This window comes from Mycobacterium sp. WUMAC-067 (genome assembly GCF_020217485.1).
In the GTDB taxonomy this organism is placed as follows: Bacteria; Actinomycetota; Actinomycetes; order Mycobacteriales; family Mycobacteriaceae; genus Mycobacterium.
The window spans coordinates 128,368-149,314 of sequence record NZ_JAEKMI010000004.1; the positions used below are offsets into that span (position 1 = coordinate 128,368).

The 20,947-nt window shown below is 69.9% G+C and carries 20 protein-coding genes; 16 read left to right on the forward strand and 4 right to left on the reverse strand.

The features are described from left to right. The first annotated feature begins 192 nt into the window (after nt 1–192). Together JF781_RS04195 and JF781_RS04200 are read left to right on the forward strand one after the other, a co-directional pair. Nucleotides 193–3,240 carry an acyl-CoA synthetase gene (locus JF781_RS04195; protein WP_225327538.1) on the forward strand — a complete coding sequence of 1,016 codons (3,048 nt, stop codon included), beginning with the start codon at nt 193–195 and terminating at the stop codon, nt 3,238–3,240. Then, nucleotides 3,237–3,464, forward strand: a complete 228-nt coding sequence (locus JF781_RS04200; protein WP_225327539.1) for a Trm112 family protein — start codon at nt 3,237–3,239, stop codon at nt 3,462–3,464. The genes JF781_RS04195 and JF781_RS04200 overlap by 4 nt, the downstream gene beginning before the upstream one ends. Here JF781_RS04200 and JF781_RS04205 read toward each other — a convergent pair. The 4 genes from JF781_RS04205 to JF781_RS04220 all read right to left on the reverse strand — a co-directional run bounded on the left by JF781_RS04205 (nt 3,430) and on the right by JF781_RS04220 (nt 7,008). Beyond that, nucleotides 3,430–4,053, reverse strand: a complete 624-nt coding sequence (locus JF781_RS04205) for a TetR/AcrR family transcriptional regulator (protein WP_225327540.1) — start codon at nt 4,051–4,053, stop codon at nt 3,430–3,432. The genes JF781_RS04200 and JF781_RS04205 overlap by 35 nt on opposite strands. An 18-nt stretch (nt 4,054–4,071) precedes the next feature. Next, entirely contained in the window at nt 4,072–4,890 is an 819-nt protein-coding gene (locus JF781_RS04210; RefSeq protein WP_225327541.1) for an ABC transporter permease, read from the reverse strand. Further along, nucleotides 4,824–5,588 (reverse strand): ABC transporter ATP-binding protein, encoded by a 765-nt coding sequence (locus tag JF781_RS04215; RefSeq protein ID WP_225327542.1) that lies wholly within the window; start codon nt 5,586–5,588, stop codon nt 4,824–4,826. The genes JF781_RS04210 and JF781_RS04215 overlap by 67 nt, the downstream gene beginning before the upstream one ends. Nucleotides 5,589–5,730: 142 nt before the next feature. Then, a complete protein-coding gene (locus JF781_RS04220; protein WP_225327543.1) occupies nt 5,731–7,008 on the reverse strand; it encodes an ammonium transporter in 1,278 nt (425 codons plus the stop codon). A 95-nt stretch (nt 7,009–7,103) separates the two neighbouring features. Here JF781_RS04220 and JF781_RS04225 point away from each other — a divergent pair, with 95 nt between their 5' ends. From JF781_RS04225 to xerD, 14 genes are all read left to right on the forward strand, one after another. Continuing rightward, on the forward strand, nt 7,104–7,748 hold the full coding sequence (locus JF781_RS04225; RefSeq protein ID WP_225327544.1) for a DNA-3-methyladenine glycosylase: 645 nt from the start codon (nt 7,104–7,106) through the stop codon (nt 7,746–7,748). A 93-nt stretch (nt 7,749–7,841) separates the two neighbouring features. Then, the gene (gene tyrS, locus JF781_RS04230) at nt 7,842–9,104 is read left to right on the forward strand and encodes a tyrosine--tRNA ligase (protein WP_225327551.1); all 1,263 of its coding nucleotides are present in this window, start codon (nt 7,842–7,844) and stop codon (nt 9,102–9,104) included. Between the two features lie 99 nt (nt 9,105–9,203). Next, complete coding sequence (locus JF781_RS04235; RefSeq protein ID WP_225327545.1) at nt 9,204–9,578, forward strand: DUF732 domain-containing protein; 375 nt, start codon at nt 9,204–9,206, stop codon at nt 9,576–9,578. A gap of 28 nt (nt 9,579–9,606) precedes the next feature. Beyond that, entirely contained in the window at nt 9,607–10,407 is an 801-nt protein-coding gene (locus JF781_RS04240) for a tetratricopeptide repeat protein (RefSeq protein ID WP_225341143.1), read from the forward strand. A gap of 18 nt (nt 10,408–10,425) precedes the next feature. Continuing rightward, nucleotides 10,426–11,433, forward strand: coding sequence for an HAD-IIA family hydrolase (locus JF781_RS04245; RefSeq protein ID WP_225328503.1), 1,008 nt, complete (start codon nt 10,426–10,428; stop codon nt 11,431–11,433). Nucleotides 11,434–11,456: 23 nt separating this feature from the next. Continuing rightward, nucleotides 11,457–11,642, forward strand: coding sequence for a hypothetical protein (locus JF781_RS04250; protein ID WP_225328504.1), 186 nt, complete (start codon nt 11,457–11,459; stop codon nt 11,640–11,642). An 8-nt stretch (nt 11,643–11,650) separates the two neighbouring features. After that, nucleotides 11,651–12,460: a TlyA family RNA methyltransferase gene (locus JF781_RS04255; RefSeq protein ID WP_225328505.1), complete on the forward strand. Its 810-nt coding sequence runs from the start codon at nt 11,651–11,653 to the stop codon at nt 12,458–12,460. Continuing rightward, a complete protein-coding gene (locus JF781_RS04260) occupies nt 12,457–13,383 on the forward strand; it encodes an NAD kinase (protein WP_225328506.1) in 927 nt (308 codons plus the stop codon). Before JF781_RS04255 ends, JF781_RS04260 begins: the two co-directional genes overlap by 4 nt. Nucleotides 13,384–13,408: 25 nt before the next feature. Then, on the forward strand, nt 13,409–15,181 hold the full coding sequence (gene recN / locus JF781_RS04265; RefSeq protein WP_225328507.1) for a DNA repair protein RecN: 1,773 nt from the start codon (nt 13,409–13,411) through the stop codon (nt 15,179–15,181). 192 nt (nt 15,182–15,373) lie between these two features. Further along, the gene (steA, locus tag JF781_RS04270) at nt 15,374–16,555 is read left to right on the forward strand and encodes a putative cytokinetic ring protein SteA (RefSeq protein WP_225328508.1); all 1,182 of its coding nucleotides are present in this window, start codon (nt 15,374–15,376) and stop codon (nt 16,553–16,555) included. Next, on the forward strand, nt 16,556–17,509 hold the full coding sequence (locus tag JF781_RS04275; protein ID WP_225328509.1) for a copper transporter: 954 nt from the start codon (nt 16,556–16,558) through the stop codon (nt 17,507–17,509). A gap of 124 nt (nt 17,510–17,633) precedes the next feature. After that, nucleotides 17,634–19,385 carry a CTP synthase gene (locus tag JF781_RS04280; RefSeq protein WP_225328510.1) on the forward strand — a complete coding sequence of 584 codons (1,752 nt, stop codon included), beginning with the start codon at nt 17,634–17,636 and terminating at the stop codon, nt 19,383–19,385. Next, on the forward strand, nt 19,378–20,001 hold the full coding sequence (locus JF781_RS04285; RefSeq protein WP_225328511.1) for an NUDIX hydrolase: 624 nt from the start codon (nt 19,378–19,380) through the stop codon (nt 19,999–20,001). Before JF781_RS04280 ends, JF781_RS04285 begins: the two co-directional genes overlap by 8 nt. Beyond that, a complete protein-coding gene (xerD, locus tag JF781_RS04290) occupies nt 19,998–20,939 on the forward strand; it encodes a site-specific tyrosine recombinase XerD (protein ID WP_225328512.1) in 942 nt (313 codons plus the stop codon). The genes JF781_RS04285 and xerD overlap by 4 nt, the downstream gene beginning before the upstream one ends. Nucleotides 20,940–20,947: the final 8 nt, after the last annotated feature.

A 20,947-nucleotide genomic window follows, 5' to 3' on the forward strand; every position in this document is an offset into this window, starting at 1 on the left:
GCGGTGCGCGCGAACGCAAACACACCCGCGACGCGCGGGTGGCCCGGCACCACCCGACGGGGATGAAGAACTTCCGCCGTTGTGTAGCGCAACGCGATCGGCAAGACGGACGACCCCTGGTTGGCGTTCGGACCCGGCACGGCTGATCACCGACGCCGATTCGCTACAACCACCGCCCTTCTAGCTGCCCAGATGTGCCATGATGTCCAAGCTGTCAAGACTCAGGGAGCAGCAGTGGATCTCAATTTTTCGATGGTCACACGACCGGTCGAGCGGCTGATCGCTACCGCGCAGAACGGGCTGGAGGTCTTGCGACTGGGGGGCTTGGAAACGGGCACGGCGCCGTCGCCGTCCCAGATCGTCGAGAGCGTGTCGATGTACAAGCTCCGGCGGTACTTCCCGCCGGACAGCCGGCCCGGCCAGTCGCCCGTCGGGCCGCCGGTGCTGATGGTGCATCCGATGATGATGTCGGCCGACATGTGGGACGTCACCCGCGACGAAGGCGCGGTCGGGATCCTGCACGCCCACGGGCTTGATCCCTGGGTCATCGACTTCGGCGAACCCGACAAGGTCGAAGGCGGCATGCGGCGCACGCTGGCCGATCACATCGTCGCGCTCAGTCAGGCCATCGATACGGTCCGGGACACCACGGGCAGCGACATCCATCTGGTCGGCTATTCGCAGGGCGGCATGTGGTGCTATCAGGTCGCCGCCTACCGGCGTTCGAAGAGCCTGGCCAGCATCGTCACCTTCGGGTCCCCGGTGGACACCCTGGCCGCCTTGCCGATGGGTATCCCGGCAAACTTCGCCGCGCCCGCCGCCAACTTCATGGCCGACCACGTCTTCAGCCGGCTGGCCATCCCCAGCTGGATGGCGCGCACGGGCTTCCAGATGCTCGACCCGCTCAAGACCGCCAAGGCGCGGGTCGACTTCGTTCGCCAGCTGCACGACCGCGAGGCGCTGCTGCCGCGCGAGCAGCAGCGCCGCTTCCTCGAACGCGAAGGCTGGATCGCGTGGTCCGGCCCCGCGATCTCCGAGCTGCTCAAGCAGTTCATCGCCCACAATCGGATGATGACCGGCGGTTTCGCCGTCAACGGGCAGATGGTCACCCTGACCGACATCACCTGCCCGGTGCTGGCCTTCGTCGGCGAGGTCGACGACATCGGCCAGCCGGCGTCGGTGCGCGGCATCCGGCGCGCGGCACCGGACGCCGACGTCTACGAGTCCACCATCCGCACGGGCCACTTCGGCCTCGTCGTCGGGTCCAAGGCGGCCCAGCAAAGCTGGCCGACCGTCGCCGAATGGGTGCGGTGGCTGTCGGCCGGCGGCGACAAGCCGACCAGCATCGCGCCGATGGCCGACCAGCCCGCCGAGCACACCGACAGCGGCGTGGCGCTGAGCTCCCGGCTCGCGCACGGCATCGGGGAAGCCTCCGAGGCGGCGCTGGGCATGGTGCGCGGCGCGGCCAACACCGTCGTCGCGGCCAACAAATCCATGCGCACCCTGGCCGTCGAAACGGTCCGCACGCTGCCACGACTGGTCCGGCTGGGACAGATCAACGACCACACCCGCATCTCGCTGGGCCGCATCATCGAGGAGCAGGCCCACGACGCCCCGCAGGGCGAATTCCTGTTGTTCGACGGGCGGGTGCACACCTACGAGGCGGTGAACCGGCGCATCAACAACGTCGTGCGCGGCCTCATCGAGGTCGGGGTGCGCCAGGGCGACCGCGTCGGCGTGCTGATGGAGACGCGGCCCAGCGCGCTGGTGGCCATCGCCGCGCTGTCCCGCCTGGGCGCCATCGCGGTGGTGATGCGTCCCGACGGCGACCTCACCGCGTCGGTGCGGCTCGGGGGAGTGACCGAGATCCTGACCGACCCCACCAACCTGGACGCGGTGCTGGAATCGGACGGTCAACTGCTGCGCCAGGTGCTGGTGCTCGGCGGCGGCGAGACGCGGGACCTGCACCTGCCCGAAGACTCCGACGGGCAGCCCCAAGTCATCGACATGGAACAGATCGACCCGGACGCCGTCGAGCTGCCCGGCTGGTATCGACCCAACCCGGGACTGGCCCGGGACCTGGCGTTCATCGCGTTCAGCGCGGCCGGCGGCGAACTGGTGGCCAAGCAGATCACCAACTACCGCTGGGCGGTGTCGGCGTTCGGTACGGCCTCGACGGCCGCCCTCGACCGCCGCGACACCGTCTACTGCCTGACGCCGCTGCATCACGAGTCCGCGCTGCTGGTCAGCCTGGGTGGCGCGGTGGTCGGCGGCACCCGCATCGCGCTGTCGCGCGGCCTCGACCGGAACCGGTTCATCCAGGAGGTCCGCCAGTACGGCGTCACCGTGGTGTCCTACACCTGGGCGATGCTCGGCGAGATCCTCGACAACCCGGCCGATCCGCCCTTCGCCCTGCACGGCAACCACCCCGTGCGCCTGTTCATCGGCTCCGGCATGCCGACCGGGCTGTGGGAGCGTGTCGTCGAGGCGTTCGCGCCCGCCCACGTCGTCGAGTTCTTCGCCACCACCGACGGGCAGGCGGTGCTGGCCAACGTCTCCGGCGCCAAGGTCGGCAGCAAGGGCCGGCCACTGCCGGGCGCCGGGCGCATCGAATTGGGCGCCTACGACACCGAACACGACCTGATCCTGGAAAACGAGCGGGGCTTCGTGCAGATCGCCGAACCCAACCAGGTCGGGGTCCTGCTCGCGGCCTCCAACGGCCCCATCGATCCGAGCGCCTCGGTCAAGCGCGGGGTGTTCGCGGCGGGCGACACCTGGATCTCGACCGAGTACCTGTTCTACCGCGACGACGACGGCGACTACTGGCTGGCGGGCCGGCGCGGCTCGGTGGTGCGCACCCGGCGCGGCCTGGTCTACGCCGAGCCCGTGACCGACGCCCTGGGCGGCATCAACGGTGTCGACCTCGCGGTGACCTACAACGTGCCCGTGGGCGACCACGAAGTCGCGGTGTCGGCGGTGACGCTGTTGCCGGGCGCCTCCATCACGGCGGCCGACCTGACCGACGCCTTCGCCAAGGTCCAGATCGGCCTGGGGCCCGACATCGTCTGCGTGGTCCCGGAGATGACGTTGAGCGCCACCTACCGCCCGACCGTCAGCGCGCTGCGGGCCGCCGGGATTCCGAAGGCGGGGCGCCACGTCTGGTATTTCGATGCGGAGACCGGGCACTACCGCCGGCTGACTCCCGGGGTGCGTTCCGAGCTGAGCGGCGCGCGGTCATGATCGACGACGCGCTGCTGAACATCCTGGTGTGCCCGGCCGACCGCGGGCCGCTGATCTTGGTGTCCCAAACCGGCGGCGGCGAAGTGCTTTACAACCCCCGGCTGCGCCGCGCTTACCGGATCGAGGACGGCATCCCGGTGCTGCTCATCGACGAGGCCCGCGACGTCGACGACGACGAGCACGCCCGGCTCATGGCGCAAGCCCCTCCGGCAGATCCCCAGTGAGGTAGCGCTGCAGGTTGGGCGCGATGGTTCGCGCGATCCGCTCGGGCGGCAGCGACGCGAACGGCTCCAGTTGCAGGATGTAGCGCGCCATCACCACACCCACCAGTTGTGACGCCACGAATTGGATGCGAATCGTTCCGCTTCCCGGCGGATCGTCCACGCGGCTACCGATTTCGACGGCGATCACGTCCTGGATGAACGCGCGAAACAGGTTGATCTCCGATCCCGCCAGGATCGACCGCAGTGTCGCGATGAACGCCGCGCCGATCTCGGAGTCCCACAGCGGCAGCAACATCGACGGAATCTGGTAGCCCAACTCCTCGACGGGCACCTCGCGCAGCGGGCCGATGACGTCCATCGGGTCGACGGGGATGTGGACGGCCGCGGCGAACAGCTGCTCCTTGGTGCCGAAGTAATGATGCACCAGGGCCGAATCCACGCCGGCCGCCGCGGCCACCGCTCGTATCGACGTGTTACGAATTCCGTTGCGCGCGAACAGTTCCCGGGCGCTGTTCAGGATCTTCTCCCGGGTGCCGGAGCTCCCGGCCGGTCGCCCCGGCCGCCTGCGCCGGGCGTTCGTGGCCGTCACGCTAGTGCGTCCATCACGTCAGGGCGTCCGCCGCCGCAGCGTCGCCGCGGCCAGGCACAGCGCCGCCAGGGCGAATCCCAACACCACGATGATGTCGCGCACCGCGATGAAGGTCAGTTCCGGGTGCGCGCCCACCTGCTGCAGGGCCTCGAGCGCGTAGCTGGCCGGCAGCACGTTGCTGATCCATTGCAGCCAGTGTGGCATCAGCGCCCGCGGCACGATGATGCCGGCCAACAACAGCTGCGGCACCATCACCAACGGGATGAACTGCACGGCCTGAAACTCGGTGCGGGCGAACGCGCTACACAACAGGCCCAGGCCGACTCCCAGCACGGCGTTGACGATCGCGATCACGAACACCCAGAGCGGGCTGCCGGCCGTGTCGAAGCCCAGCAGCCAGAACGACACGATGCACGCCAGAACGGCTTGTGCCGCAGCGGCCGTGGAGAAGGCGGTGCCGTAGGCGATCAGCAGGTCGAGCCGGCGCAGCGGAGTGGTCAAGATGCGCTCCAGCGTTCCGGAGGCCCGTTCGCGTTGCATGGTGATCGCCGTGATGATGAACATCACGAAAAGCGGGAACAGGCCCAGCAGGATCAGGCAGGCGTTGTTGAACGGGGTAGGGCCGCCCGGGCGATGCGGGGCGTTTTCGAACATGAAGTACATCAGGGTGATCACCAGGATCGGCACCAACAGGATCATCGCGACGCTGCGGTGATCGGCGGCCAACTGGCGCAGAATCCGCGTCGTGGTCGCCGTATATCCCTTGAGCCCTAACCGGCTTCGCGCATGGTGCTGCGCTTGATGATGGACAGAAACGCGTCCTCCAGTGACGTGCATCCGGTGTCCTCTCGCAGTTGGGTCGGGGTGGTGTGGGCGACCAGCCGGCCTTCGCGCATCAGCAGCAGGTCCCCGCAGTGGTCGGCCTCGTCCATGACGTGGCTGGAAACCAGCAGTGTGGTCCCGGCGCGGGCCAGTTCGGCGAACTGATCCCAGAGGTCCGCGCGCAGCACGGGATCGAGTCCCACCGTGGGTTCGTCGAGCACCAGCAGATCGGGCTGGCAGACCAGCGCGCACGCCAGCGACACCCGGGTGCGTTGACCGCCGGACAGGTTGCCGCACAACGCTGTTCGGTGATCGGTGAGCCCGACCCGTTCGATGGCGGCGTCGGCGACCCCGCCGTCGAACCCGTACAGCGTGGCGAAGTAGCGAACGTTGTCGACGACGCGCAGGTCGTTGTAGATCGTCGGGTCCTGCGGCAGGTAGCCGACGCGGCGGCGCAGTTCGGCGCAGCCGGCCGGCTTGCCGAGAACAAAGACGCCGCCCGAGGTCACGATCTGGGTGCCGACGATGCAGCGGATCAGCGTGGTCTTGCCGCAGCCCGACGGGCCGAGCAGGCCGGTGATGCTGCCCGTGGCGATCCGCACGGAGAAGTCGTGCAGAGCCGGGCGTTTGCCCCGGATCACGCGCAGGTGATCGATCTCTACCGCCGGAGCAGTGGCCCCGGAGATTAATTCATCACGGGATGAACTCATCATGTGATGAATATTCGTCGCGCGCGGCCGCGCTGTCAAGGGGGTGGGTCCAACGCCGCGAGGCTGTAACTACCGACGGTCGCACTCGCGAAATGCGTCGGTAGTTACAGTCTCGCGGCATCCGGGCCTTCGCGGCCCAAAGCGACTAGTTGAAACGTTCCCCGAGAGGCGGGCGGCGCTGCGGCAGATGTCCGTGCACGCCTTCGGCGTACGCGGTTTCGGCGTGCTGTGTGAGGTCGGCACCGGTGGTCTCGTCTTCCGTGCTGAGCCGGAAGCCCATCACCCGATCGATCACCTTGGCCAGCACAAACGACATGGTGAACGCGTAGAACGCCACGGCCACGATCGCCAGCGTCTGCTTGCCCAGCTGGCCGACGCCGCCCCCGTACAACAGGCCGCGCGGGCCGGCGGTCATGACCGCCGTGGCCAGCAGCCCGATCAAGGACACGCCGACGACGCCACCGACGAAGTGCACGCCCACCACGTCGAGCGAATCGTCATAGTTGAAGCGCAATTTCGCGCCCACCGCGAACGAGCACACGACCCCCGCGGCGAGGCCGACGACCGTCGCGCCGAGGGTGTTGACGGTCCCGCACGACGGGGTGATGGCCACCAGGCCGGCGACCACACCGGATGCCGCACCGAAAGTCGTGGGCCTGCCGTCGCGAATCTGTTCGACCGCAAGCCAACCGAGCATGCCCAGGCACCCCGCAACCAGGGTGTTGAGGAAGATGGCGGCAGCGGTTCCGTTGGCGGCCAGGGCGGAACCGGCGTTGAACCCGAACCAGCCGAACCACAGCAGCCCGACCCCGACAAACAGCAGCGGCAGATTGTGTGGCCGCATGGCGTCTTTCTTGAAGCCGATGCGCGGCCCGAGCACCAGCGCCAGCGCCAGCGCGGAGGAACCCGAGACGATCTCGACGACCAGCCCGCCCGCATAGTCGAGGACGCCCAGCCGGGCCAGCCAGCCGCGGGGGCCCCACACCCAGTGCGCCACAACCGAATACACGACGATGGTCCACACCGGGACGAACACCATCCAGGCGGCGAACTTGGCGCGGTCGGCGATCGCGCCGCTGACCAGCGCGGCCGTGATGATCGCGAACGTCAACTGGAACGTGGCGTACAGCAGTTCGGGCACGGTCCCGTGCACGGTGTCGGGCGTGATGCCGAGCATCCCGAAATGCCTGAGGTTGCCGACGAGCCCGCCGACCCCGTCCTCGGAGAACGCGAGGGTGTAGCCGATCAGCAGCCACGCCACGGTCACCAGGGGGATGGAGATGAAGCTCATCATCATCATGTTGAGCACCCCGGTGGTGCGGACCATGCCGCCGTAGAAGATCGCCAGGCCGGGGGTCATCAGCAAGACCAGCGCGGTGCTGGCCAGCAGCCACGCCGTGGCGGCAGGGTCTATCGCGTGCATGTGGGCTCCTTCGGGTCCCGGACACCGGGATACTGCCATGTTCGGGCCGCCGGTAGGTTCGTTGGGTTACTGAAACGAGGATTCAGGATCTTCAATTGGTCGAGGCTGGACGACGATCTCGCGCAAGCAGGGCCGCGGCTCAGCTGTTGGTCGACCCCGTCGAGGCCGCGCGCCGCTTGTTGGGCGCCACCCTCACCGCGCGGGGCGTGACGGCCGTCGTCGTCGAGGTCGAGGCGTACGGGGGAGTGCCCGACGGTCCGTGGCCGGACGCCGCCGCGCACTCGTACAAGGGGCTGCGCGCCCGCAACTTCGTCATGTTCGGGCCGCCCGGGCGCCTCTACACCTACCGCAGCCACGGCATCCACGTCTGCGCCAACGTCTCGTGCGGACCCGACGGCACCGCGGCCGCGGTGTTGCTGCGAGCCGCCGCCATCGAGGACGGCACCGACACCGCCCGGGCCCGCCGCGGCGAGCTGGTGCACACCGCGGCGCTGGCGCGGGGACCGGGAAACCTGTGCGCGGCCATGGGAATCACCATGGACGACAACGGAATCGACCTGTTCGACGGCAACAGTCCCGTGACCCTCGAGCTGCACGAACCGCTGAGCTCCCTGTCCGGCCCACGCGTCGGTGTCAGCCAGGCCGCCGACCGGCCGTGGCGGTTGTGGCTTCCCGGGCGCCCGGAGGTCTCGGCATACCGCCGCAGCCCCCGCGCGCCGGCCCCGGGCGCCAGCGACTAAGGCGCGCCGAACGTCGAGTTGTTGGGCGAGAACCCCGCGGAACCGCACCACAAGTCGGCGCTCGGCGGCGGCGCTCTGGAAGACTCGTACACCATGATCCTCGACGAGCTGGGCTGGCGCGGCCTGATCGCGCAGTCCACCGACCTCGATGCGCTGGCGGCCGAAGCCCAGCGCGCGCCGATGACGGTGTACGCCGGCTTCGACCCCACCGCGCCGAGCCTGCACGCCGGGCACCTGGTGCCCCTGCTGGCGTTGCGCCGGTTTCAGCGCGCCGGCCACCGCCCGATCGTGCTCGCCGGCGGCGCCACCGGGATGATCGGCGACCCCCGCGAGGTCGGTGAGCGCACCCTCAACGAGGCCGACACCGTCGCCGAGTGGACCGAACGGATCGGCGGACAGCTGCGACGCTTCGTCGACTTTGACGACACACCGACCGGCGCCGTCGTCGTCAACAACCTGGACTGGACGCGCCCGATGTCGGCGATCGAGTTCCTGCGCGACGTCGGCAAGCATTTCTCGGTCAACGTCATGCTGGACCGCGACACCGTCCGGCGCCGCCTGGACGGCGACGGCATCTCCTACACCGAATTCAGCTACATGCTGCTGCAGGCCAACGACTACGTCGAACTGCACCGCCGCTACGGCTGCACGCTGCAGATCGGCGGCTCCGACCAGTGGGGCAACATCATCGCCGGGGTCCGGCTGGTCCGTCAGCAGCTCGGCGCCTCGGTCCACGCCCTGACCGTGCCGCTGGTGACCGCTGCCGACGGCACCAAGTTCGGCAAGTCCACCGGCGGCGGCAGCCTGTGGCTCGACCCGGCGCTGACCACCCCGTACGCCTGGTACCAGTACTTCTTCAACACCGCCGACGCCGACGTCATCCGCTACCTGCGCTGGTTCACCTTCCTGTCGGCCGACGAGCTGGCCGAGCTGGAAGCGGCCACGGCAGAGCGTCCCCAACAACGCGCCGCGCAGCGGCGGCTGGCGCGCGAACTCACGGTTCTGGTGCACGGCGAGGCGGCCACCGAGGCCGTCGAGCACGCCAGCCGGGCGCTGTTCGGGCAGGGCGAGCTGGACCGGCTGGACGAGGCCACGCTGTCCGCGGCGCTGCGCGAGACGTCGGTCGCCGAGCTCAAACCCGGTGGCCCCGACGGCATCGTCGACCTGCTGGTCGCCAGCGGCCTGTCCGAGAGCAAGAAGGCCGCGCGGCGCACCATCGGCGAAGGCGGCGTCTCGGTCAACAACGTCCGCATCGAGAGCGAGGAGTGGGCCCCGCAGCCGTCGGACTTCCTGCACGGCCGATGGCTGGTGCTGCGCCGCGGCAAACGGACCGTCGCCGGGGTCGAGAAGGTCTAGACCGCCCGGGCGCCAGACGGCCTCCGCAAAACACGTGCGTGCACAGATCTTTACCTCACCGTGTCGTGGGCGTGACCCACGGGGACCACTGTTGTCACGGTGATTTTCGCGACGCGTGTGCGGTTGACCGTCCTGCGGAGCCTGGGGGTGATTACCAGCTTGGTGGCGCTGACGGCGGCGTTGTCGGGGGCGTTGTCGGCGCCGATCCGCGCGGACATGCTCAGCAACGCGTTCCTGTCGGCGCTGACGAATGCCGGGATCTCCTATAGCCAGCCGACCGGCACCACGGCGATGGGCCAGTCGGTGTGCCCGATGCTGTTCGAGCCCGGCGGGTCCTTCGACGCGGTGACGTCCAAGATGGCCGAGGGCAACGGCATGTCGTACGAGACGGCCGGCCGGTTCACGATCGTCGCGATCGCGACCTACTGCCCGGCGTTGATCGCGCCGCTGCTGGGCAACCGGCTGCCGAGCTAGGTGTAGGGCTGCCCGTATTCTCGGCAGCGTGGTCGACGACAGGCAGAGGCACCGCGGCGAGCGGGGGGCGCGGCCGGCATCCGGCAGCTGGTCCGGTCCGGGTCGCGCGCGGCCGGCTCAGCCGCAGAGCGGCGCGCGCCGCGACGCCCGGGCCGATCGCGCGCCGCAGGACGGGCCGCCGATCCCGCCCGGCGTGGAAGCCAAGCAGCTGGCGCCCGACGTTCGCCGCGAACTGAGCACCCTGGACCGCGCCACCGCCGACGCGGTGGCGCGCCACCTCGTCGCCGCGGGCGAGCTGCTCGACGAGGACCCGGAGGCGGCGTTGCGTCACGCCCGCGCGGCAAGGGCCCGGTCCAGCCGGATCGCCACCATCCGGGAGGCGGTCGGGATCGCCGCCTACCACTGCGGCGACTGGTCGCAGGCGCTGGCGGAGTTTCGCGCCGCCCGCCGCATGGGTAGCAAGTCCTCGTTGCTGCCGCTGATCGCCGATTGCGAACGCGGACTTGGCCGTCCGGAGCGGGCCATCGAACTCGCGCGCGGACCGGAGGCCGCCGAGCTGTCCGGTGACGACGCCGACGAGCTCCGCATCGTCGCCGCCGGGGCGCGCGCGGACCTCGGCCAGCTGGAGCAGGCGCTGACCGTGTTGTCCACGCCGCAACTGGATCCCAGCCGCACCGGCTCCACGGCGGCGCGGCTGTTCTACGCCTACGCGGACACGCTGCTCGCGCTCGACCGCGCCGACGAGGCGCTGCAATGGTTCCTGCGTTCGGCGGCCGCCGACGTCGACGGCGTCACCGACGCCGAAGACCGGGTCAGTGAACTCGGCTGACGCGACGGAATTGACGACGTGAAAAGCCTTGCGCAGGAATATGATTGCCTGCTGATCGACCTGGACGGCACGATGTTCCGCGGTCGCCGGCCCACCGACGGCGCGGTGCAGGCGCTGGCCGAGGTGCGCAGCCGCGCGTATTTCGTCACCAACAACGCCTCCCGCAGCGCCGACGAGGTCGCCGCGCACCTGAGCGAACTCGGCTTCACCGCCACCGCCGAGGACGTCGCCACCAGCGCCCAGAGCGCGGCCCGGCTGTTGGCCGACCAACTACCGCAAGGCTCGCCGGTCTTGATCGTGGGCACCGAGGCCCTGGCCGGCGAGATCTCCGCCGTCGGGCTGCGCCCGGTGCGCAGCTACGACGACGGCCCGGCCGCCGTCGTGCAGGGTCTGTCCCAGACCATCGGGTGGCCGGAACTGGCCGAGGCGGCGCTGGCCATCCGGGCCGGCGCGCGGTGGGTGGCCTCCAACGTCGACCTCACCCTGCCCACCGAACGCGGGCTGCTGCCCGGCAACGGATCGTTCGTGGCCGCGCTGCGGGCGGCCACCGGCGCCGAGCCCCAGGTCGCGGGCAAACCGGCGCCCGCCCTGCTGCGCGACGCGGCGGCCCGGGGCGACTTCCGCGCGCCCCTGGTGATCGGCGACCGGCTCGACACCGACATCGAGGGCGCCAACGCCGCCGAGTTGCCCAGCCTGATGGTGCTCACCGGGGTCAACTCCGCGCGGGACGCGGTGTACGCCAAGCCCGCCCAGCGCCCCACCTACATCGGCCACGATCTGCGCTCGCTGCACGCCGACGCCGAGCAACTCGCGGTGGGTCCGCAGCCGGGCTGGCGCGTCGACGTCGCGGACGGGGCGATCACGGTCAGGGGCAATGGGCCGGACGAGGGTGACGGCCTGTCGATCGTCCGCGCGGTCGCCGGCGCGCTGTGGGGCACACCGGACCCTGACGCCGTGCGCATCGCGGCCGCCGACGACCGGGCGCGCGCCGCGCTGCAACGCTGGTCTTTGGTGCACACTGACTGACGGGTGACTAGCGTAGGAACGCGATGAGTATCGACCCCGATCAGATTCGCGCCGAAATCGATGCCCTGCTGGCCCGGCTGCCTCAACCCGGCGACCAGGAGGATCCCGAGAAGGCGCCCTCGCTCGACGAGCTCCAAGAGATCGCGCGCCGGCTCTCCGAGGCGCACGACGTCCTGCTGGCCGCGCTGGAGTCGGCGGAGAGGGGCTGAGTGCGCGCATGTCTCGACGCGCCCGCGTTGACGCCGAGCTGGTGCGGCGCGGCCTGGCCCGGTCGCGTCAGCAGGCCGCGGAGTTGATCGACGCCGGCAAGGTCAGCATCGACGGGATGCCCGCGCGCAAGCCCGGCACCGCCGTCGCCGTCACCGCCGCCCTGACCGTGGTCACCGACGGCGAACGCGGCTGGGTCTCGCGCGGGGCGCACAAACTCATCGGCGCCCTGGACGCCTTCGGGATTTCCGTCGCGGGCCGCCGCTGCCTGGATGCCGGCGCGTCGACGGGCGGCTTCACCGAAGTCCTGCTGGATCGCGGGGCCACCGAGGTGGTCGCCGTGGATGTGGGATACGGCCAGTTGGCGTGGTCCCTGCGCAGCGATGCGCGGGTCGTCGTCGTCGAGCGGACCAACGTTCGCGACCTGACACCCGAGGCGATCGGCGGGCCCGCCGACCTCGTCGTGGCCGACCTGTCGTTCATCTCGCTGGCCACGGTGTTGCCGGCGCTGGCTGGATGCGCCGCACCGAACGCGGATATCGTTCCCATGGTGAAGCCACAGTTTGAGGTGGGGAAGGGCCAGGTCGGTGCGGGCGGTGTGGTGCACGACCCGGGCCTGCGCGCCGACGCCGTGTCGTCCGTCGCGCGCCGCGCCGCCGAGCTGGGTTGGCACACCGTCGACGTCACGGCGAGCCCGCTACCGGGTCCGTCGGGCAACGTCGAATACTTTCTTCGGCTGCGCGCCCGGGCCGATCGTCCGCTCGTCGGCGACGCCCTGGTGGCGGCGGTGCGGCACGCGGTGGAAAGCGGGCCGCAGTGACTCCAGCCGAACGTACCGTCTTGATGGTCGTCCACACCGGCCGCGAAGAAGCCACCGAGACGGCCCGCCGCGTACAGAAAACGCTGGGCGACAACGGAATCGGGCTCCGGGTGCTGTCCGCCGAGGCGGTCGACAGGGGACCGTTGCACCTGGCCCCCGACGACATGCGGGCGATGGGTGTCGAGATCGAGGTCGTCAACGCCGACCCGCAGGCCGCCGAAGGCTGCGAACTGGTGCTGGTCCTCGGCGGCGACGGGACGTTCCTGCGGGCCGCCGAGCTGGCGCGCAACGCCGACATCCCGGTGCTGGGCGTGAACCTCGGGCGGATCGGCTTTTTGGCCGAGGCCGAGGCCGAAGCCATCGACCGGGTGCTGGATCACGTTGTCGCACAGGACTACCGGGTGGAGAACCGCCTGACGCTCGACGTGGTCGTGCGCCAGGGCGGGAAAGTCTCCGCGCACGGCTGGGCGCTCAACGAAGTCAGCCTGGAAAAGGGTCCCCGGCTCGGCGTGCTCGGGGTGGTGGTCGAGATCGACGGGCGGCCGGTGTCCGCCTTCGGCTGCGACGGCGTCCTGGTGTCGACGCCGACGGGCTCCACCGCCTATGCGTTCTCCGCGGGCGGTCCGGTGCTCTGGCCCGACCTCGAGGCAATCCTGGTGGTACCCAACAACGCTCACGCGCTGTTCGGTCGCCCCATGGTCACCAGCCCGAACGCCACCATCGCGATCGAGGTGGAGGCGGACGGCCACGACGCCCTGGTGTTCTGTGACGGCCGCCGGGAGATGCTGATCCCCGCCGGCAGCCGGATCGAGGTGAAACGTTGTGACACGGCGGTGAAGTGGGCCCGGCTGGACAGCGCCCCGTTCACGGACCGGTTGGTGCGCAAGTTCCGGCTGCCGGTGACCGGGTGGCGCGGAAACTGACGGCGCAGCACAGGATCCTGACTGAATGCTGACTGAAATCCGTATCGAGTCGCTCGGGGCGATCAGCTCGGCGGTCGGCGAGTTCGACCGCGGCCTGACCGTGCTGACGGGGGAGACCGGGACCGGAAAGACCATGGTGGTCACCGGGTTGCACCTGCTCGGCGGCGCCCGCGCCGACGCCACCCGGGTCCGGTCGGGGGCCGAGCGGGCGGTCGTCGAAGGACGTTTTGCCACAGCCGATCTCGACGAGGCCATGGTCGCGAAGCTCGACGAGATGCTGGACGCGTCGGGCGCGGAACGCGACGAGGACGGCAGCGTGATCGCGCTGCGCTCGGTCAGCCGTGACGGGCCGTCGCGGGCCTACCTCGGCGGGCGCAGCGTGCCCGCAAAGTCACTGGGCGACTTCACCGCCGGGCTGCTGACCTTGCACGGGCAGAACGACCAACTGCGCCTCATCCGGCCCGAGGAGCAGTGCGGCGCGCTGGACCGGTTCGCCAAGGCCGGGCCCGCGCTCGAGCGGTACTGCAAACTGCGCGACGCCTGGTTGTCGGCGCGGCGCGACCTGCTCGACCGCCGCAACCGCATGCGCGAGCTCGCGCTGGAGGCCGACCGGCTGACGTTCGCCCTCAACGAGATCGACGCCGTCGACCCGCAACCCGGTGAGGACGAAGCCCTGGTCGCCGAGATCGTGCGGCTCTCCGAACTGGACACCCTGCGCGAGGCCGCGGCCACCGCCCGCGCGGCGCTGTCCTCCGAGGAGACGGACGGCTCGGGCCTCAGTGCGACCGACAGCCTGGGAAAGGCAAGGGCCGCACTGGAATCCACCGATGACGCAAAGCTGGTGGCGTTGGCCGGCCAGATCGGCGAGGTGCTGACCGTGCTCGTCGACGCGGCGGGCGAACTGGGCGGGTTCCTCGAGGAGCTGCCGGTCGACGCCAGTGCGCTGGAATCCAAGCTGGCCCGGCAAGCCGAACTGCGCACCCTGACCCGCAAGTACGCCGCGGACGTCGACGGGGTGCTCGGGTGGGCACAGGAGTCGCGGCAGCGGCTGGCCCAGCTCGACGTCTCCGAGGAGGGGTTGGCGGCGCTGGCGGCCCGGGTCGATGAGCTCGGCCGCGAATTGGCCGGGGCCGCGGTCGATCTCAGCAACATACGGCGCAAGGCCGCCAAGCGACTCGCCAAGGAGGTCACCGCCGAGCTGTCCGGGCTGGCGATGGCTGACGCCCAATTCAGCATCGACGTGACGTTGGATGCCGCAACGGATGCCGCGTCGGCCTCCGACGACTCGGCCGCGCTGCGGCTTCCGTCGGGCGAGCTCGTCCGGGCCGGCGCCGACGGCGTCGACCAGGTCGAGTTCGGCTTCGCGGCGCACCGCGGCATGGACCAGCTGCCGCTGGCCAAGAGCGCCTCCGGTGGCGAGCTGTCCCGGGTGATGCTCGCCTTGGAGGTGGTGCTGGCCACGTCCCGCAAGGAGGCCGCGGGCACCACGATGGTGTTCGACGAGGTCGACGCCGGGGTGGGCGGACGGGCGGCGGTGCAGATCGGGCGCCGGCTGGCGCGGTTGGCGCGCACCCACCAGGTCATCGTGGTCACGCATCTGCCGCAGGTGGCGGCGTACGCCGACGTGCACCTGGTGGTGCATGCGGCCGGGCCGAAGGGGACCAGCGTGGTGCGGCGCCTGGGCGGCGACGAGCGGGTCGCCGAGCTGGCGCGGATGCTGGCCGGGCTGGGCGAATCCGACAGCGGCCGCGCGCACGCCCGCGAGCTGCTCGAGGCGGCGCAGAAGGACGAGATCTGAGGCCCGAGCGGCCGCCCCTTCTCCGCGAGCGTGGACGTGTGGCGGGCATCGACGGCGTGTCGCCGCATCAAGCCGACGTTCGAGACCGGTTCGGCACCCAGCTGTTACTAATAGGACTCTAGATAACTTCTGGGGCTAATGTTACGGCGCGCCTCCCCGCGTCGTCCGGGCATCACCGACAGAATCGCCCCCATGAAGATGTCAGGCCTGCTTTCCCGTAATCCCGCCCGGCCGGGCCTCGTCGGCACCGCGCGCGTCGACCGGAACATCGATCGATTGCTGCGCAGGGTCTGCCCCGGCGACATCGTCGTGCTCGACATTTTGGACCTGGATCGCATCACCGCGGACGCCCTGGTGGAGGCCGATATCGCCGCGGTCGTCAACGCATCCCCGTCGGTGTCGGGCCGCTACCCCAACCTGGGACCCGAGGTGCTGGTCAACAACGGGGTGACCCTGATCGACGAGGCCGGACCCGACATCTTCAAGAAGGTCAAGGACGGCGCCAAGATCCGCCTGCACGAGGGCGGCGTGTACGCCGGCGATCGCCGGCTGGTCCGCGGCACCGAACGCACCGACCATGACATCGCCGACCTGATGCGGGAGGCCAAGAGCGGCCTGTCGGCCCATCTGGAGGCGTTCGCCGGCAACACCATCGAGTTCATCAAGAGCGAGAGCCCGCTGCTGATCGACGGCATCGGCATCCCCGACGTGGACGTCGACCTGCGCCGCCGACACGTGGTGATCGTCGCCGACGAGCCCAGCGCCGAGGACGACCTGAAGTCGCTCAAGCCGTTCATCAAGGAGTATCAGCCGGCGCTGATCGGTGTGGGCACCGGCGCGGACGTGTTGCGCAAGGCGGGTTATCGGCCGCAGGTGATCGTCGGCGACCCGGACCAGATCAGCACCGACGCGCTCAAGTGCGGGGCCCAGGTCGTGCTGCCCGCCGACGCCGACGGGCACGCGCCCGGGCTCGAACGCATCCAGGATCTCGGCGTCGGGGCGATGACGTTCCCGGCCGCGGGGTCGGCGATCGACCTCGCCCTGCTGCTGGCCGACCACCACGGCGCCGCGCTGCTGGTGACCGCCGGCCACACCGCCAACATCGAGACGTTCTTCGACCGCACCCGCGCCCACAGCAACCCGTCCACTTTCCTGACCCGGCTGCGGGTGGGGGAGAAGGTGGTGGACGCCAAGGCCGTGGCCACCCTGTACCGCAACCACATCTCGGCGGGGGCCATCGCGCTGCTGGCGCTGACGATGCTGATCGCCGTCATCGTCGCGCTGTGGGTGTCGCGCACCGACGGCGTGGTGCTGCACTGGGTCACCGACTACTGGAACCACTTCTGCCTGATGGTGCAGAAGTGGGTGACCTAGATGATCTCGTTACGCCAACATGCGTTGTCGCTGGCCGCCGTGTTCTTGGCGCTGGCCGTGGGCGTCGTGCTGGGCTCCGGCTTCCTGTCGGACACCTTGTTGTCGAGCCTGCGTGACGAGAAGAAGGACCTGAACACCCAGATCAGCGGGCTCAACGACCAGAAGAACGTGCTGAACGAAAAGCTCAGCGCGGCAAACAATTTCGACACCCAGCTGGTCGGCCGGATCGTGCACGACGCGCTGGCCGGCAAGTCGGTGGTGGTGTTTCGCACCCCGGACGCCAAGGACGACGACGTGGCTACGGTGTCGAAGTTCATCGGTCAGGCCGGCGGCACGGTGACCGGGACGGTGTCGCTGACCCAGGAATTCGTCGAGGCCAACTCGGCGGAGAAGCTGCAGACGGTGGTGAACTCGTCGGTGCTGCCCGCCGGTCAGCAGCTGAGCACCAAGCTCGTCGACCAGGGTTCGCAGGCGGGTGACCTGATGGGCATCGCGCTGCTGGCCAACCCCAACCCCGCAGGTCCGGCGGTGCCAGAAGTGTCAGACACCCAGCGCAACACCGTGCTGGCGGCGCTGCGCGACACCGGCTTCATCACGTATCAGGCCACCGATCACATGGGCGCGGCCAACGCCGCGCTGGTCGTCACCGGCGGATCGCTGCCTCAGGACGCCGGGAACCAGGGGGCGAGCGTGGCACGGTTCGCGGCCGCGCTGGCCCCGCACGGCTCGGGCACGCTGCTCGCCGGGCGCGACGGTTCGGCGACCGGCGGTGCCGCCGTCGCCGTGGCCCGCGCCGACGCCGCCCTGAACTCCGCGATCAGCACGGTCGACGACGTGGACGCCGCGCCGGGACGCATCACCGCGGTGCTTGGTCTGCATGACCTGCTGGGCGGCGGTCACGCGGGCCAGTACGGCACGGGTCATGGGGCGACGTCGATCACGGTGCCGCAGTAGCGGGCGTGTTCAACGCCGCTCGGCGCCGTGGATGTTAGGGTGGGTTTCCGTGGGTCGGCAGGCCCATCTAGTTGTTCGCTAGAAACATTTTTCAAGCCCTGCCCGTCTTCACGGAGGTCGCCTGTTGCGAAAGCACCCGCAAACCGCCACCAAGCACCTCTTCGTCAGCGGGGGCGTCGCATCCTCGTTGGGTAAGGGATTGACCGCCAGCAGCCTCGGTCAGCTACTGACGGCGCGCGGGCTGTACGTGACGATGCAAAAGCTCGATCCGTACCTCAATGTCGACCCGGGCACCATGAACCCGTTCCAGCACGGCGAGGTCTTCGTCACCGAGGACGGCGCCGAGACCGACCTCGACGTCGGCCACTACGAGCGGTTCCTGGATCGCGATCTGTCCGGTTCGGCGAATGTCACTACGGGGCAGGTGTATTCGAGCGTCATCGCCAAGGAACGACGCGGTGAGTACCTCGGCGACACCGTCCAGGTGATCCCGCACATCACCGACGAGATCAAAGGGCGCATCATGGCGATGGCCCAGCCCGACGCGCAGGGCAACCGCCCCGATGTGGTGATCACCGAAATCGGCGGCACCGTCGGCGACATCGAGTCGCAGCCCTTCCTGGAGGCGGCCCGCCAGGTGCGTCACGACCTGGGCCGCGAGAACGTCTTCTTCCTGCACGTCTCGCTGGTGCCGTATCTGGCCCCGTCGGGCGAGCTCAAGACCAAACCCACCCAGCACTCGGTGGCCGCGCTGCGCAGCATCGGTATCACCCCGGACGCGCTGATCCTGCGCTGCGACCGCGACGTTCCCGAGGCGCTGAAGAACAAGATCGCGCTGATGTGCGACGTCGACATCGACGGTGTGATCTCCACCCCGGACGCGCCGTCGATCTATGACATTCCGAAGGTGCTGCACCGCGAAGAACTCGACGCCTATGTGGTGCGCCGGCTCAACCTGCCGTTCCGCGACGTCGACTGGACCGAATGGGACGACCTGCTGCGCCGGGTGCATGAGCCCCATGAAACGGTGCGAATCGCCTTGGTGGGCAAGTATGTTGAGCTCTCCGACGCCTACTTGTCGGTCACCGAGGCGCTGCGCGCCGGCGGTTTCAAGCACCACGCCAAGGTCGAGTTGCTCTGGGTGGCGTCCGATGACTGCGAGACCGGGCCCGGTGCCGCGGCGGCGCTGGCCGACGTGCAGGGTGTGCTGATTCCGGGCGGGTTCGGCATCCGCGGCATCGAGGGCAAGCTCGGCGCGATCCACTACGCGCGCGCCCGGGGCCTGCCGGTGCTGGGCCTGTGCCTCGGGCTGCAATGCATCGTGATCGAGGCCGCCCGCTCGGCCGGCCTGACCGAGGCCAACTCGGCCGAATTCGACCCGGACACACCGGATCCCGTCATCTCCACGATGGCCGACCAGGTCGACATCGTCGCCGGGGAGGCGGACCTCGGCGGCACCATGCGGCTGGGCGCCTATCCCGCCGTGCTGGAACCGGATTCGATCGTGGCCCAGGCGTATGGCGCGACGCAGGTGTCCGAACGGCACCGGCACCGCTACGAGGTCAACAACGCCTACCGCGACAAGATCGCGGAAAGCGGCCTCAGGTTTTCCGGCACCTCACCCGACGGCCACCTGGTCGAGTTCGTCGAGTACCCGCCGGACGTGCACCCTTTCATCGTCGGCACGCAGGCTCATCCGGAGCTCAAGAGCCGGCCCACCCGGCCGCACCCGTTGTTCGTCGCATTCGTCGGGGCGGCCCTCGAATACAAAGCCGGCGAACGGTTGCCGGTGGAAATCCCCGAGCAGTCGTCCAACGGCATCCAGCATCGGGACAGCGCCGCGCGGCCCATACCTGAGCCCGCGTCCCGTGGCTGAACACGTCTTCGAAACGGCGTCCTCCGAAACGCTGTACACCGGAAAGATTTTCGCGCTGCGCAGCGACCGGGTGCGGATGCCGGGCGACACCACCGCGGTGCGTGAGGTCGTCGAGCACTACGGGGCGGTCGCCATCGCGGCGCTGGACGCCGACAACAACATCGCGTTGGTCTACCAATACCGGCACGCGTTCGGCCGGCGGCTCTGGGAGTTGCCCGCCGGGCTGCTCGACGTCGCGGGGGAGCCGCCGCAGCAGACGGCGGCCCGTGAACTCCACGAGGAGGTCGGGCTGCGGGCGGGCACCTGGCAGGTGCTGGTCGACCTCAACTCCGCGCCCGGCTTCAGCGACGAATCGGTGCGGATCTATCTGGCCACCGACCTGACCGAGGTGGGCAGGCCCGAGGCGCATCACGAGGAAGCCGACATGACGATGAGCTGGGTTCCCATCGCGGAGGCCGCCCGCCGGGTCTTCAGCGGCGAGGTCGTGAATTCCATTGCCATCGCCGGGATCTTGGCGGCCCATGCCGTCACCGAAGGGTTTGCGCGGCCGCGGCCGGTGGACAGTCCCTGGATAGACAGGCCGACGGCGTTCGCGGCCCGAAAGGCCGGGCCATGACGACGGTGGCGCTGGATACCCAACTCCAGGGTTACCTCGACCACCTCACGATCGAGCGCGGCGTCGCGGCGAACACCCTGAGCTCGTATCGCCGCGACTTGCGCCGCTACACAAAACACCTGTCGGACCGCGGAATTCACGATCTGGCCAAGGTGGGCGAGGACGATGTCAGCGAGTTCCTGGTGGCGCTGCGCCGCGGCGACCCCGAGACCGGGGCGGCGGCGCTGTCGGCGGTGTCGGCGGCTCGGGCGCTGATCGCGGTGCGCGGCCTGCACCGCTTCGCCGCGGCCGAAGGGCTGGCCGAACTCGACGTGGCGCGCGCGGTCCGCCCGCCCACGCCCGGCCGCCGGCTGCCCAAAAGCCTGACCATCGACCAGGTCCTGGCGTTGCTGGAGGGTGCGGGGGGCGAGAGCCCGGCCGACGGCCCGCTGACCCTGCGCAACCGCGCGCTGCTGGAACTCCTGTACTCCACCGGCGCGCGCATCTCCGAAGCCGTCGGCCTCGACGTGGACGACGTCGACACCCAGGCCAGGTCAGTGTTGTTGCGCGGCAAGGGCGGTAAGCAGCGACTGGTCCCGATCGGGCGGCCCGCCGTGGCCGCGCTGGACGCCTATCTGGTGCGCGGGCGTTCGGATCTGGCGCGCCGCGGGCGCGGGACGCCGGCCATCTTCCTCAATGTGCGTGGCGGGCGGCTGTCGCGCCAGAGCGCGTGGCAGGTCCTGCAGGACGCGGCCGAGCGCGCCGGGATCACCTCGGGGGTGTCGCCGCACATGCTGCGGCATTCGTTTGCCACCCACCTGCTCGAGGGCGGCGCCGACGTGCGCGTCGTGCAGGAGTTGCTCGGGCACGCCTCGGTGACGACGACGCAGATCTACACAATGGTGACCGTGCACGCGCTGCGCGAAGTGTGGGCCGAGGCCCACCCGCGGGCGCGGTAACCCCCGCT